Source organism: Bradyrhizobium sp. USDA 4353 (assembly GCF_054063215.1).
The window spans coordinates 7,146,216-7,160,392 of the sequence record NZ_JBSSGB010000001.1 but is presented as its reverse complement, the minus strand read 5'-3'; the positions used below and the strand labels follow the sequence as shown (position 1 = coordinate 7,160,392).

The 14,177-nt window shown below is 65.6% G+C and carries 14 protein-coding genes; 10 read left to right on the top strand and 4 right to left on the bottom strand.

Features of this window, described 5'->3' with window-relative positions; translation table 11 throughout:
* Window positions 1-31: 31 nt before the first annotated feature.
* The 6 genes from ACVILH_RS32210 (at window position 32) to ACVILH_RS32185 (ending at window position 5,918) form a co-directional block, all read left to right on the top strand.
* Window positions 32-616: an amino acid synthesis family protein gene (locus tag ACVILH_RS32210; protein ID WP_456716491.1), complete on the top strand. Its 585-nt coding sequence runs from the start codon at window positions 32-34 to the stop codon at window positions 614-616.
* Window positions 617-642: 26 nt separating this feature from the next.
* Window positions 643-1,845 carry an ABC transporter substrate-binding protein gene (locus tag ACVILH_RS32205; protein ID WP_456716490.1) on the top strand — a complete coding sequence of 401 codons (1,203 nt, stop codon included), beginning with the start codon at window positions 643-645 and terminating at the stop codon, window positions 1,843-1,845.
* A gap of 168 nt (window positions 1,846-2,013) precedes the next feature.
* Window positions 2,014-3,900, top strand: a complete 1,887-nt coding sequence (locus tag ACVILH_RS32200; protein ID WP_456716489.1) for an ABC transporter permease — start codon at window positions 2,014-2,016, stop codon at window positions 3,898-3,900.
* Complete coding sequence (locus ACVILH_RS32195) at window positions 3,897-4,688, top strand: ABC transporter ATP-binding protein (protein ID WP_456716488.1); 792 nt, start codon at window positions 3,897-3,899, stop codon at window positions 4,686-4,688. Before ACVILH_RS32200 ends, ACVILH_RS32195 begins: the two co-directional genes overlap by 4 nt.
* A complete protein-coding gene (locus ACVILH_RS32190; RefSeq protein ID WP_456716487.1) occupies window positions 4,685-5,389 on the top strand; it encodes an ABC transporter ATP-binding protein in 705 nt (234 codons plus the stop codon). Before ACVILH_RS32195 ends, ACVILH_RS32190 begins: the two co-directional genes overlap by 4 nt.
* 13 nt (window positions 5,390-5,402) lie before the next feature.
* Window positions 5,403-5,918 carry a MarR family winged helix-turn-helix transcriptional regulator gene (locus ACVILH_RS32185; protein ID WP_456716486.1) on the top strand — a complete coding sequence of 172 codons (516 nt, stop codon included), beginning with the start codon at window positions 5,403-5,405 and terminating at the stop codon, window positions 5,916-5,918.
* Between the two features lie 396 nt (window positions 5,919-6,314).
* Here ACVILH_RS32185 and ACVILH_RS32180 read toward each other — a convergent pair whose 3' ends face one another.
* Window positions 6,315-7,511: an amidohydrolase family protein gene (locus tag ACVILH_RS32180; protein WP_456716485.1), complete on the bottom strand. Its 1,197-nt coding sequence runs from the start codon at window positions 7,509-7,511 to the stop codon at window positions 6,315-6,317.
* A 294-nt stretch (window positions 7,512-7,805) separates the two neighbouring features.
* On the opposite strand from ACVILH_RS32180, the gene ACVILH_RS32175 reads away from it, so the two are divergent.
* The 3 genes from ACVILH_RS32175 (at window position 7,806) to ACVILH_RS32165 (ending at window position 10,428) form a co-directional block, all read left to right on the top strand.
* On the top strand, window positions 7,806-8,687 hold the full coding sequence (locus tag ACVILH_RS32175) for an aldose 1-epimerase family protein (protein ID WP_456716484.1): 882 nt from the start codon (window positions 7,806-7,808) through the stop codon (window positions 8,685-8,687).
* 316 nt (window positions 8,688-9,003) lie between these two features.
* Window positions 9,004-9,420: a hypothetical protein gene (locus ACVILH_RS32170; RefSeq protein ID WP_456716483.1), complete on the top strand. Its 417-nt coding sequence runs from the start codon at window positions 9,004-9,006 to the stop codon at window positions 9,418-9,420.
* Between the two features lie 186 nt (window positions 9,421-9,606).
* Complete coding sequence (locus tag ACVILH_RS32165) at window positions 9,607-10,428, top strand: aldo/keto reductase (protein WP_456716482.1); 822 nt, start codon at window positions 9,607-9,609, stop codon at window positions 10,426-10,428.
* A 68-nt stretch (window positions 10,429-10,496) separates the two neighbouring features.
* Here ACVILH_RS32165 and ACVILH_RS32160 read toward each other — a convergent pair whose 3' ends face one another.
* Entirely contained in the window at window positions 10,497-10,727 is a 231-nt protein-coding gene (locus tag ACVILH_RS32160; RefSeq protein ID WP_456716481.1) for a hypothetical protein, read from the bottom strand.
* Window positions 10,728-10,871: 144 nt separating this feature from the next.
* Window positions 10,872-11,318, bottom strand: coding sequence for a hypothetical protein (locus ACVILH_RS32155; protein ID WP_456716480.1), 447 nt, complete (start codon window positions 11,316-11,318; stop codon window positions 10,872-10,874).
* 177 nt (window positions 11,319-11,495) lie between these two features.
* On the opposite strand from ACVILH_RS32155, the gene ACVILH_RS32150 reads away from it, so the two are divergent.
* Window positions 11,496-12,776 (top strand): amidohydrolase family protein, encoded by a 1,281-nt coding sequence (locus tag ACVILH_RS32150; protein ID WP_456716479.1) that lies wholly within the window; start codon window positions 11,496-11,498, stop codon window positions 12,774-12,776.
* Between the two features lie 10 nt (window positions 12,777-12,786).
* Here ACVILH_RS32150 and ACVILH_RS32145 read toward each other — a convergent pair whose 3' ends face one another.
* The gene (locus ACVILH_RS32145; protein WP_456716478.1) at window positions 12,787-14,025 is read right to left on the bottom strand and encodes an aminotransferase-like domain-containing protein; all 1,239 of its coding nucleotides are present in this window, start codon (window positions 14,023-14,025) and stop codon (window positions 12,787-12,789) included.
* Window positions 14,026-14,177: the final 152 nt, after the last annotated feature.

The window sequence follows — 14,177 nt, the reverse complement described above, 5'->3', positions numbered from 1 at the left end:
TGCCGGGTTGGAACATGAGGAACTGCCGACGATGAGCGCCATCATCCGCAAGATCTTGACCGTGGTCGAGGAAGTCCATCAGGAGATGGGCCGGACGATCTCGCCGCCGACGCGGCGCGCCGCCGCCGTGGCGGTGATCGAAAACCCGTTCGCCGGACGCTATGTCGAGGATCTCTCGCCGCTGATCGCGATCGGCGAGGAGCTGGGCGAGATGCTGGCCAAGCGCGCGGTGGCTGCGCTCGGGATCGAAGGGCCGGCTGCTCACAGCTATGGCAAGGCTGCCGCCGTCGGTAGCGACGGCGAGCTGGAGCATGCGGCGGCGATCCTGCATCCGAAGATGGGGGCGCCGGTGCGCAAGGTGCTCGGCAAGGGCGCGGCGCTGATCCCGTCGTCGAAGAAGCGCGGCGGCGTCGGCTGCACGCTCGACATTCCGCTCGGGCACAAGGACGCCGCCTTCGTGCGCAGCCATTTCGACGGCATGGAGGTGCAGATCAACGATGCGCCGCGTGCCAACGAGATCATGGTCGCGCTCGCCGTCACTGACAGCGGACGTCCATTGCCGCGCGTCGGCGGGCTCACCGTCGCCGAGATCAAGGGCGACGACGGTCTACGATAAGTCAAATCAAACTGGAGGCTGAAGGGATGCGACGGAGAACGATGCTTGCGGCAGGCCTGGGCCTTGCCGTCGCGGGACTGACGGGCGCGGCGCGCGCCGAGGACGTGATCAAGATCGGCGAGATCAACAGCTATTCGCTGCTGCCGGCGTTCACCGAGCCCTATCGCAAGGGCTGGCAGCTCGCGGTCGAAGAGGTCAACGCGGCGGGCGGCATCAACGGCAAGAAGCTCGTCGTCGTCTCCAAGGACGACAGCGGAAAGCCGGCCGACGCCCAGACCGCTGCCAACGAGCTGGTGTCGAGCGAGAACGTCGCGATGCTCGCCGGCACCTTCCTGTCGAACATCGGCTTGGCTGTCAGCGACTTCGCCAACCAGAAGAAGGTGTTCTTCCTGGCGGCCGAGCCGCTGACCGACGCCATCACTTGGTCGAAGGGCAACAAATACACCTTCCGCCTCCGTCCCTCGAACTACATGCAGGCGGCGATGCTGGTGGAGGAAGCCGCCAAGCTGCCCGCCAAGCGCTGGGCGACGATCGCGCCGAACTACGAATATGGCCAGTCGGCCGTTGCCGTGTTCAAGAAGCTGCTGTCCGAGAAGCGTCCGGACATCCAGTGGGTCGACGAGCAGTGGCCGCCGCAGGGCAAGATCGACGCCGGCCCGGTGGTGCAGGCCGTCGCCGCCGCCAATCCGGAGGCGATCCTCAACGTCACCTTCGGCGCCGACCTCGTGAAGCTCGTCCGCGAGGGCAACACCCGCGGCCTGTTCAAGGACCGTAAGGTGGTCAGCTTCCTGACCGGCGAGCCGGAATATCTCGATCCGCTCAAGGACGAGACGCCGGAAGGCTGGATCGTCACCGGCTATCCCTGGTACGCAATCAAGACGCCCGAGCATGACGCGTTCCTGAAGGCCTATCAGGCCAAGTACAACGACTACCCGCGCCTCGGCTCGATCGTCGGCTACCAGACCATCAAGTCGGCCGCCGCCATTCTTGCCAAGGCCGGCTCGACCGACGCCGACAAGCTGATCGCCGCCGCCGAAGGCCTCTCCGTGCCGTCGCCGTTCGGCGAGATCACCTTCCGCAAGAACGACCACCAGTCGACGCTCGGCGCTTTCGTCGGCAAGACTGCGCTGAAGGACGGCAAGGGCATCATGGTCGACAGCGTCTATCGCAAGGGCTCGGACTATCTCCCGAGCGACGCTGAAGTCGCCAAGCTGCGACCCAAAGACTGATCTACGTCTTCCTGCCTCCCCTCCCGCGGGGGAGAGCGGGCGGGGTGAGGGATTGTGACGCCTGATCTACAGGTTCAGGCCGAGGGCCCTCACCCCACGCTTGCGGCTCATCATGCAAGCTTCCACGCGGCTCATTCGACACAGACGATCTCCTCACGCGGACCGCCCATGGCCTTTTATTTCGTCCAGTTCCTGACCGGCCTTGCCAGTGCAGCTTCGCTGTTTCTGGTGGCGTCGGGACTGTCGATCATCTTCGGCGTCACCCGCATCGTGAATTTCGCGCACGGCGCGTTCTACATGCTCGGCGCCTATGTGGCGTTCTCGCTCACCGAGCGGCTGTCCGGCCCGCTCGGCTTCTGGGGCGGCATCGTCGTCGCGGCGCTTGCGGTCGCCGTCATCGGCGTCCTCGTCGAGATCGTGCTGCTGCGCCGGATCTATCACGCGCCGGAGCTGTTCCAGCTGCTCGGCACGTTCGGCCTCACCTTGATGGTCGAGGACCTCGTCGTGCTGATCTGGGGTCCGGACGATCTGGTCGGCCGCCGCGCGCCTGGCCTCAAGGGGGCCGTCGATTTCTTCGGCCAGAACATTCCGAGCGACGACCTGTTCCTGATCGTGCTCGGACCCGTCGTGCTCGGCGCGCTGTGGCTGCTGTTCCAGCGCACCCGCTGGGGCGTCCTGGTGCGCGCGGCGACGCAGGACCGCGACATGGTGGCGGCACTCGGCGTCAATCAGAAATGGCTGTTCACCTCGGTCTTCGCCGTCGGCGTCTTCTTGGCCGCGCTCGGCGGCGCGCTGCAGATCCCGCGTGACGCCGTCCATCACGCGATGGACCTGCGAATCATCGTCGAGGTGTTCGTCGTGGTCGTGATCGGCGGTCTCGGCAGCATTTTGGGCGCCTTTGTCGCCGCCGTTCTCGTGTCCGAGCTCAACGCCTTCGGCATTCTGATCTTCCCGACCATTTCGCTCATCCTCGTCTTCCTGGTGATGGCCGTCGTGCTGGTCGTCCGTCCCTGGGGCCTGTTCGGCAAGAAGGAGGCGCCGGCGCGCCGCACGCCGGGTCTCACCGTCATTCCCTGGCGTCCCCTCAACTCGGTCGAGCGTCTTGCCTCTCTCGTCGCGTTGGCGTTTGCCGCGATGCTGCCCTTCATCGCCGGCAACTACGCGCTGACCGTCGGCTCGGAGATCGCGATCTTCGTGATCTTCGCCGCGTCGCTGCATTTCCTGATGGCGGTGGGCGGCCTCGCCTCGTTCGGGCACGCCGCCTATTTCGGCCTCGGCGCCTATGGTGTCGCGTTCCTCGCCAAGATGGCGGGATTGCCGATGATCGCCTGCCTGTTGCTCGGACCCTTGTTGGGCGCGGCGGGCGCGGCCGTGTTCGGCGCCTTCGCCGTGCAGCTCTCGGGCGTGTACTTCGCGATGCTCACGCTCGCGTTCGCCCAGATCGTCTGGTCGATCGCGTTCCAGTGGGTGGCCGTGACCGGCGGCGATAACGGCATTCTCGGCCTATGGCCGGAGAAATGGGCGGCCTCGCCGTCGCACTTCTATTGGCTCGCGCTCGGCGTCTCCGCCTTCGTCGTCAGCGCGCTGCGTCTCATCACCTTCTCGCCGTTCGGCTATGCCCTGCGCGGCATGCGCGACTCGCCGCTGCGCAGCGAGTCGATCGGCATCAACGGCAAGCGCATCCAGTGGACGGCCTTCATCATCGCCGGCACCACGGCCGGCATCGGCGGCGCGTTGTTCGCTTATCTCAAGGGCAGCGTGTTCCCGGACAACATGGGCATCTCGCTGTCGGTCGACGCGCTGGTCATGGTGCTGCTCGGCGGCGTCGAGACGGTGCCCGGCGCGATCTTCGGCGCCATCGTCTACAAGGCGCTCAACATCTGGCTGGTCAGCCAGACCGACTGGTCCAAGCTCGTGCTCGGCATCTTCATCGTGCTGATCGTCGTGGTGTTCCCGAAGGGCATCGTCGGCGTGGTCGAGAGCGTCATGCACCGGCGCCGGGCAACGGCCCCCAAGCCGGCGGCGTTGGCGGCGGAGATGGAGGGCGCGCAATGAGCCTCGGTGTGTCCTTGCTCTCGGTCGAAGGCCTCACGAAATCCTATGGCGGCATTCATGCCGTGCGCAACGTGTCGTTCATGCTGCAGGCCGGCGAGATCCTGGCGCTGATCGGCCCGAACGGCGCGGGGAAAAGCACCTGCTTCGATATGCTCAACGGCCAGAACGTGCCGGACAGCGGCCGCATCACGGTGATGGAGCAGGAGACGACCGGGCGCAAGCCGCGCGAGGTCTGGCGGCTCGGCGTGGGCCGCACCTTCCAGATCACCGCGACGTATCCGACCATGACGGTGCGCGAGAACATCCAGGTTGCCTTGGTGTCGCATCATCGCCGCCTGTTCGATTTCTGGAGCCCGATGATTGGCATCGAACGCGGCGAAGCCGATCGTCTGCTCGATCTCGTCGGCATGGCCGGCTATGCCGAGCGGCCCTGCGGCGAGCTCGCCTATGGCGACCTCAAGCGGCTGGAACTCGCGATCGCGCTGGCCAATCAGCCGAAGCTGTTGCTGATGGACGAGCCCACCGCCGGCATGGCGCCGCGCGAGCGCGTCGAGCTGATGCGGCTGACCGCAAAGATCGCACGTGAGCAGTCGATCGGCGTGCTGTTCACCGAGCACGACATGGATGTCGTGTTCGAGCATGCCGATCGCATCCTCGTCCTCAACCGCGGCAGCCTGATCGCGCAGGGCTCGCCGGCCGAGGTGCGCGCCAATCGCGAGGTGCAGGCGATCTATCTCGGCGAGGGCCTGCTGTACGATGCAAGGCATCGCGAGGGAGCCTCGGCATGAAGCTGTCCGTTTCCAATCTGAACAGCCATTACGGCCCGGCGCACATCCTGTTCGACATCGGGCTGGAGGTCGGCGAGGGCGAGGTGGTGGCGCTGCTCGGCCGCAACGGCGCCGGCAAGTCGACCACCTTCCGCTCGATCGTCGGCCTCGTCGCGCTGCGCGAGGGGCAGATCATGTTCGAGGGCAAGGACATTTCGAGCGCGCCGACGCATGAGATCGTCCGCGCCGGTCTCGGCTACGTGCCGGAAGAACGGCGCATCTTCACCGATCTGACAGTCGAGGAGAATCTCGAAGTCGGCCGGCAGAAGCCGCGGCCGGGCGCGCCGCAATGGACGCGTGAGAAGCTGTACAAGCTGTTTCCCAATCTCGGCGAGATGAAGAGCCGGCCGGGCGGGCGCATGAGCGGCGGCGAGCAGCAGATGCTGACGATCGCACGCACCCTGATGGGCAATCCGTCGCTGGTGCTGCTCGACGAGCCCTCGGAAGGCCTGTCGCCGAAGATCGTCGAGCAGATGGTCGATGCGATCCTGACGATGAAGAAGGAAGGCGTGTCGCTGGTGGTGTCCGAGCAGAACCTGCATTTCGCAAAACTGATCTCGGATCGCGCCTACATCATCGAGCGCGGCCGCATCTGCTTTGCCGGCACCATGGCCGAGCTCGACGCGCGGCCCGATATCCGCGACGCGCATCTGTCGATCTGAGGCGAGGGCGATCATGGCAAAGACCGCTACGTTGAAGCGGCCGACAAAGGCAGGCACCAAGGCCACGCCGAAGCCACCGGCCAAGACGGCCGTGAAAACCGCCGCCAAGCCGGCGAAGTCGACCTACGTGTTGGACGACCAGATCGGCTTCATCCTGCGCCAGGTCTGGCAGCGCCATACCATGATCTTCGCCCGCGACATCGGCAGCAACCTGACCCCGACGCAATGGGCGGCGTTGTCGAAGCTCGTCGAGACCGGCCCGTGCTCGCAGAACCAGCTCGGCCGATTGACGGCGATGGATGTTGCGACCATCAAGGGCGTCATTGATCGCCTGACCGCGCGAGGGCTGACCGAGACCAGCGCGGATCCACAGGACGGTCGGCGGCTCCTCGTTAGCCTGACGCGCGCGGGGCAGCAGCTTGCGGAGAAGACCGCGCCGCTGGCGCTCGCGATCTCCAAGGAGACACTAGCGCCGCTGGACGCGAAGGAGCGCGAGACGCTGTTGTCGCTGTTGAGCCGACTGCGGTAGTCCAACGCGCTCAAATCCTGTAGGGTGGGCAAAGCGCAGCGTGCCCACCATCTTCACGACCACATCTGCCAATGGTGGGCACGCGCCGCCTGACGGCATCGCTTTGCCCACCCTACGGTCCTTCGCCAAACTCATCGCGTCGTTGGGAGCGCCTGTCAGATACAGCGCCCTCTCCCCCAAGGCGAAGCAAAGCTTCGCCAGGGTGGGAGAGGGCATCGACGGCCCATCCATGCATGCGGTTGGGTGAGGGGTCCTCTCCGCGAGTGGCGCTCGCGGAGAGGACCCCTCACCCAACCGAGTTTGCTGCTATGTCCTACATGCCCTCTCCCACAAGGGGAGAGGGCGCATTCACGAGCACCGCGCTCAACTGTTGCGGCGGAAATTGAATCGTCGCAACTACTTCGCCACGATCTCCGGGATCTTCGTCGCCGGCGGCGTGTTGCGGCTGCGCTGGGTGCGGACGATGCCGTCGATGATGGTCATGCCGATGCCGGGGAGATCGCCGAGCTGGATGCTGTCGAGCAGGGTGTTGGCCGGCGAATGCTGCGCCTTGTCCATGATGACGAAATCGGCGGAGCGGCCGATTTCGATCAGGCCGCAATCGAGCTCGCGCATCCGCGCGGTGTTGCCGGTGGCGAAGCAGAAGGCGATCTCGGCCGGGATGTCGCCGAGCGACGACAATAGCGACACCATGCGGAGAATGCCGAGCGGCTGCACGCCGGAGCCGGCCGGCGCGTCGGTGCCCAGGATGACGCGGTTGAGCTCGTTCATCTCGCGCGCGGTGCGGAGCGTAAACAGCGCCGAGCGCTCATTGCCGTTGTGCACCAGTTCCAGGCCCGCCTTGCAGCCCTCGCAGATGCAGCGGATCTGATCGTCGGGCAAAGCGGTGTGGCCGCCATTGATGTGCCCGATCACGTCGGTGCCGGCTTCCAGCACGACGTCCTTGTCGATCAGGCCGGAGCCGGGGATCGAGGGACCGCCGGTGTGGATCGTGCTCTGGATGCCATACTTGCGCGCCCAGCCGACCATCTTGCGCGCGGTCGGGCCGTCCTTGACGCCGCCGAGGCCGACCTCGCCGAGCAGCTTCACGCCGGCGGCCGCGAGCTCCTTGAAGTCGTCCTCGACCATCTCGCATTCGATGACAGGCGCGCCGGCATGCACCTTCACGCCGCCGGGACGCAGCGTCCAGAATGCGCGCTGCGCGAAGATCGCCATCGCCTTCAGGCCGACGACGTCGCGCGGGCGGCCGGGCATGTGCACCTCGCCGGCGGAGATCATCGTGGTGACGCCGCCATGCAGGTAGGAGTCGATCCAGTTGCTCTGGTTCTGCCGCGGCGTCCAGTCGCCGGCGACGGGATGCACGTGGCTGTCGATCAGTCCGGGCGCGACGGTGGTGCCGTGTGCATCGACGATGGTGGTCGCACCCTCGACGTCCACGTCTTTGTACCGGCCGATGGCAGTGATCTTACCGTTCTCGGCGACGATCGTATCGGCATCCAGGATCGGCCGCTCCAGCGCACCGGACAGCGTCAGGCCGATGTTGCGGATGACCAGCTTGCTGGGACCAGTCGCTTGCGGCGCGTCGTGAGCCATCGGGGTATCCTTCTCTCCTGGCGAAGCATTTTGCGGCAGTCTGCGCCTGCATGCGGCGCAGCATCAAGCCGGTTGCATTCATTCGTACACGAATGAATGGTCCCGGCAAGCGGAGGCCCTGCACGAAGATCAGGCGCGGATTGCCTCATTCGACTGCGCTGCGATGACAGGGGCGGACCCGCTTCCATCGTTCAGGTGCTTGCGGCGAGCGCCGAGCGTGCGGGGACGGCTCTGGACGCCGCCCGCGCAATCCGGCATCACCCGGTCAATCCCTTCGCAGAGCGGTGACGCGACATGAGCGACGACCTCCATACGATCAGCGCCGGCGGCATCACTGCCAGCATCAAGGCTGATGGCGCCGAGCTCTGCTCGCTGAAGACGGCCGAAGGCTTGGAGCTCATCTGGCAGGCCGGCCCCGCCTGGCCGCGCCATGCGCCTTGGCTGTTTCCGATCGTTGGCCGGCTCAAGGGTGACCATCTGCAGCATCGCGGCCGAACCTATCCGATGACCCAGCACGGCTTTGCCCGTGACCTGCGCTTCGCTTGGCTGGAGCGCAGCGCCGAAATCTGCGTGCTGCGCCTGACCGATGACGAGACCACGCGCGCACGGTATCCCTTCGCTTTCAGCCTGACCCTGACCTACCGGATCACGGCCGATGCGCTCGACATGCAGATCGAGATCGCCAATCCCGGCGACGACATGCTGCCGGCCTCATTCGGCGCCCATCCGGCATTCAACTGGCCGCTGCTCCCGGGCGAGGCGAAGGACAGCTACCGGCTGGTCTTTGCAGAGCCGGAGCCGGCGCCGATCCGGCGGCTGTCCGCCGGATTGCTGCGCGCGGAGCCCGAGGCGTCACCGATCGAGGGACGCGTTCTGTCACTGAACGAAGGTCTGTTTGCCGATGATGCGATGATCCTCCATCAGCTCGCCAGTCACTCGGTTCGCTTTGTCGGAACCAGGGGGCCGGCGTTGGAATTATCCTGGGATAATTTCCGGCAGCTTGGCATCTGGTCGAAGCCGGGTGGTGCGCCATTCCTGTGCATCGAGCCTTGGCGGGGCTTCGCGAGCCCCGCGGATGTCGATGCCGATTTCATCACCAAGCCTGGGCTGATGCATATCGCGCCAAGCAGTGCGGAGACGCTGCACTGCCGGATCCGTGCCGAGTCATCCAATTAGTATGACTTAATATAAGTATGACTTATCCGGCTTGCGCCCAGCGCCGTGCACAGCGGTAACCGTGACTCGCGGTTTTGGGCCTGGACATGGCGGCCGTGTGTCCTACATGAGAGACGCCAGCGGAACTTTGGCTATGATCGTCGCAACGGCCGGCTGATCCGGAGCTTTTCTCCAGACTGATAACGGTCGAACAACGAACATCATGGAGCGCGGATGAGAATGCGAAAGGCTCTTGTTGAAGCCTTCGCCTGCCGCGGCCAGGGATCTCGCAGCAGGGGCGCGCGATTGAGATCGTGTGGGACGACGGGAGGACAGGATGGTCTCGAGAGGTTTGGTCGGCACGATCACATGCGCCGTGTTGCTCACGGCCAGCCAGGCCGTCGCGACCCCGTATGAGCGCGGCGACTTCCTGCGGCTCGATCTGTCCAAGGCGGTGTTGTCGCCGGAGCCGCTCGGCCCCGAAGCGCATTTCGAGCCCGTGCCGATCGAAGCCCGCACCGACCGTCCCGCACTCGCCTCGCGTTCGCCTGGCGACGATGTGGGCTCGGTGACTCCGCATGCCGCGTCGACGCGCCGAGGCCACGCGGCGAAGCTGGCGGAGCGGCCCCGCGGTGCCGCCCGCGCCAAGCTCGCCCAGCGCCGCAGCAATCCCTTGGATGCGCAGGCGATGGACACGCGCATCCAGACCTGGCCGTGCAAGCCGGGCAGCGGCGGCATCTGCAATTGGCGCTGAGCGCGGCTCCACCGCATCCCACTGTCCGGAACCGATCTGCCGACATCTTGATTGAGGTCGGCAGTCGGCTCGCTTGAACTCGAAAGCACGGCGCAGGCAGACTGAGCGTAGTCCGCCAAGGTCTTGTTTGATCGACGCTGTCGCTGGTCGCCGCTCGCCGGCGGTCCGGGCTTCCCAGGAGAATCCATGAACGTCATCGAAACCCAGGGTATCCGTCTGCCAAAGCTCGGGCTCGGCACGTTTCGCATGCAGGGCACCGTGTGCCGCGAGGCGGTGGAGAGCGCGCTGGCGCTCGGCTATCGCCACATCGACACCGCCGAGATGTATGCCAATGAGGATGCGATCGGCGCTGCGCTCGCCCCGGCGAATGTGCCGCGCGAAGAATTGCATGTCACCACAAAGGTCTGGCCGGAGAACCTCGCGCCCGACGCGATCCGCCGCGCGTTCGACACGAGCTTGAAGAAGCTCAGGCTCGACTTCGTCGACCTCTACCTCATCCATTGGCCGGCCAAGGGAATGAATCTTCCGGCTGCGCTGGAGACGCTTCTGAAGCTGAAGGAGGAGGGGCGCACGCGGGCCATTGGCGTGGCCAATTTTACCGTTGCGCTGTTGAAGCAGGCGGTCGAGGACATCCAGGCGCCGGTCGCCTGCAATCAGGTCGAGTATCACGTCATGCTCGACCAGTCGAAGCTGATGGCCTACATGAAGAGCAGAGCCATCCCGCTGGTCGCCTATTGTCCCCTCGCGCAGGGCCGCGCCGCCGCCGACGAGACGCTGGCCGAGATCGGCCGGAAGCACGGCGCCAGCGCTGCGCAGGTCGCGCTGAAGTGGCTGCTGGACCAGGACAACGTCGCGGCGATCCCGAAGGCTGGCCGCAAGGAAAGCCAGCAGGCCAATTGGGACGCGATGAAAGTTCAGCTGGATGATGAGGATCGCAAGACGATCGCAGAGCTGCCGAAGGACAAGCGATTCGTCAATCCGGGCTTTGCGCCGGACTGGGATCGCTAAGAATTCCTCCAGAACTTGCCGCAGAAAAATGGCCCCTCGCGGGGCCATTTCCTTGTCTGCTGAGCAGATCAGTAGCGCTTGATGACCACGGTGCGGTCGTGATGACGATGATAGGGCCTGAACTCGCGATGCATGCGGTATTCAGCTCGCGAGCGGTCCCAGCCGCGATGGCCGCGATCCCAGCCGTGATGATAGTGGTGGCCGCCACGCTTGATGATCACGGTCTCGGCGTTGGCGATCGACGGCGCCGCCAGTGCGAGAACCGACAGCGAGGCGAGTGCAAGAGCCAGTTTCTTCATGTTGTCCTCCAGGATGAATTCCGCGAGGTCAACTTGAAGTGTGAAAGATCGTTCCGCAGGAACTTCCGCGAAGTGGCTGAACGGACGTTAAGATTTGGGCTGGACGCTGCTGGACCTAAGGGCAGTTGAAGCTGCGCCGCGCGATCAGTCGCACTTCCTGAGAACCGGCGTCGGCTTGCCGTTGGCGACGAAGCGGCCGTCGCGAATGCTGTAGCTGTCGTCCTCGCCGCGATTGAACAGCGCGCGGATGCTGCCGTCGGCATCCCTGGCGATTCCGTTCTCGCGCGTCTGCCGCGCCTTGGGCAGGATGATCGACAGCACCAGCGTCTGATCGGACTCCACGCGGGCGCTTGCGACCGCGTTCACGTCGGACGGATCGCGGTCGCGGCGATAGATCAGACTCCCGTCGGGCGCGACCTCGTAGGAGACGATGGCGCCACGCCCCTTCACGGCAGGCGCGCTGCAATCGGCTGCCCAGGTCCCGATCAGGCCCCAGGCGCGCGCGACGTCGGCGGCTTCGTCCGCCGCTGCGGCGGGGGGGAAGGATGCGCATAGGATGATCGCGAGCAGGGGGCGGGAGATCGAGGACATCAGGTCTCGCAGAGATGGCTGCCGCGCCATCTTAATGCACTGCGTCAACGGCGCAACGATGGAGCGGCGCTTTCCGCGTTGGCACAAAGTCTCATTCTTGATGAGACAGCCTTGCTGGTTCAAGCAACCAGGCGCATGCTCCGCGTAACTACAAATAATCAAAAGGGGAGGCTGACCATGCCCGCGTTGTCGCGCCGCAAATTCCTGTTGTCGTCCGGAGCGGCCGCAATGGCTGCGCTGCCAGTACCTTCTCTTGCTGCGATGGGTCCTGCGGACAAGTTCGACCTGGTGGTCAAGGGCGGCGATGTCATCGATCCCAGCCAGTCGCTACGGGGCAAGCGCGACATCGGCATTCGCTGGGGCGTCATCGAGGCGATCGAGACCGAAATACCGGCAGAGCGTGCGCTGCGATCGATCGACGCCAACAGCCGGCTGGTGATGCCGGGTCTCATCGATCTCCACAGCCACGTCTACCCCTACGGATCTGCGATCGGTATTCCGCCGGATGAGCTGGTGCAGTTCCAAGGGACCACGACGGTGGTCTCGGCCGGCGACGCCGGCGTGAACAATCTCGCGGCGCTGCGCCGCTTCATCGTCGGCCAGTCGCGGGCGCGCATCTACGCCTTCGTCCATATCGCCAACAACGGCCTGTCGGCATTCCCCGTCGCCGAGCTCTACAACATCGACAACGCCCAGGTGGACGCCTGCGCCATGGCGCTGGCCGAAAACCCGGACTTCCTGCTCGGCGTGAAAGTGCGGATGTCGGAGAACGTCATCTTCAAGCACGGTCTTGAGCCGTTGAAGCGCGGCATCAAGGCCTGCGAGCTGTGCGGCTGGCCGGCGCGGATGATGGTGCATATCGGCGGCGTCGAGACCGGCGAGCTGATGTCGCAGATCCTCGACCTGCTGCGGCCCGGTGATATCCTGACTCATGCCTATTCCGGCGCGCCGAACCTCGGCGGCGCCTTCACCAACATCGTGCAGGACGGCAAGCTGCTGCCATCAGCGCTCGCCGCGAAGCAGCGCGGCGTGCTGTTCGACGTCGGTCATGGCGGCGGCAGCTTCGACTTCACGGTCGCGGAGGTTGCGATCCCCGGCGGCTGCGGCCCGGATACGATCTCCTCGGACATCCACGTGTTCTCCGGCAATACGCCGGGCATGCCGTTCCTGCCCAACGTGATGGGCAAGTTCCTGGCGATGGGCTTCTCGCTCGATCAGGTGGTCAGCATGACGACCACGGCGCCGGCCAAGATCATCGGCCGCACGCCGAAGCTCGGCACCCTCCAGGTCGGGGCGCCGGCCGATCTCGCAATCGTCGATCTGGTCGAGGGCCCCGTGACCTTCGTCGACACCCGCGGCAACAAGCGCGAGGGCAAGCTGCAGCTCAAGCCGGTGCAGACCGTCATCAACGGCGTGCCGTTCGGGCGGCCCTATCAGTCGCCGTTCTCGGTGCGCTGAACCAGCGCGATTACTCGCCCGCGCGGCTGCGCGCCTTGTTGGCCGACCGTTGGGGCACGCCGAACTCCTGGTGACAGACTTCGGCCAGCACGGCGATGCCCTCGCGGATCTCCTGGTGCGAGGGGCTGGCGAAGCACAGCCGCAGCCGGCTCTTTGCATGCGCGGCGTCGGTGGACCATTCCGGCCCCGGATTGATCGACACGCCGCGCTTCAACGCGGCCTGCGACAGCTTCATCGCGTCGACCTGGTCCGGCAGCTTGACCCACAGGAAGATGCCGCCCTTCGGCGCCTCGAACTCGGCTGATGTGCCGAACTCGGCGTTGAGCGCCTCCATCAGCGTGTCGAGCTTGGCGCGCAGCCCGCGCACGAGCTGCGGCACATGGCTTGTGAAATGCGCTTTGCAGTATTCCGCCAGCACCATCTGCTCCAGCGCACCTGATCCGGCATCGGTCTTGAGCGCGAGCAGCACCGACATGATTTCCCAGGGCGCGACCAGGAAGCCGACCCGCAGCGCCGGCGCGACCGACTTCGAGAACGAGCCGAGATGGATCACGCCGCCATGGTCGGAGAGGCCGTAGATCGCGCGCGGCCGTTTGCCGTCCCAGATCAGGTCGGCGTAGCAATCGTCCTCGAACACCGGCACGCCATAGGCGCGCGACAGCCACAGGAGCTCGGCGCGGCGGTTCTCCGGCATGATGGTGCCGGTCGGGTTCTGCACTGTCGGAATGGTATAGATGTATTTCGGCCGGATGCCGCGGTCCTTGAGGTCGGCCAGCACCGTGGCCAGCACATCCGTTCGCATCCCGTCTCCGTCCAGCGGAATTCCAATCGGCCTGACGCCGAGCCGCGCCAGCCGCGTCAGCGTGCCCTGGTAATTGTCCTGCTCGACGATCACGGTGTCGCCCCGCGCGAGCAGCGCCTGGTTGACGAGATCGAGCCCCTGAAGCGAGCCAGAGAGGATCATGATGTCGTCGGCGCGTGCCGACATGCCGGCGTCGCGCGACAGTTTTGCAGCGAGGAAATCCCGCAACGGCCTGTAGCCTTGCGGCCCATGCGCAAGGCCATAGGTGGCGAGCGAGCGTCCCTCGCGGCCGAGCACGGCATCCGCCGCGGCGCGCAGATCGTCCACGGGGACGGCATCGGCATCATTGTTGCCACCGACGAAGCTGTACTTGGCCAGCCCCGTCCAGCGGCCGGCCGGCGCGGGAAGCCCAGCCGCCAGGAGCGGTGCAAAATCGAATGCGGCCATGAGCGCGGCTCCCTTGTTCTCGAATTGGCGCGACTTTAAACAGATACCAGGGTGCTTGTCCCGACAGGACAGGTTCTTTTCCCGGGGAAGGCGACCTTCGAGCGGCGGTTCCGCTGCTCTGGCGTGCGCCTGCGATCCCGGCTAAAGCAGCC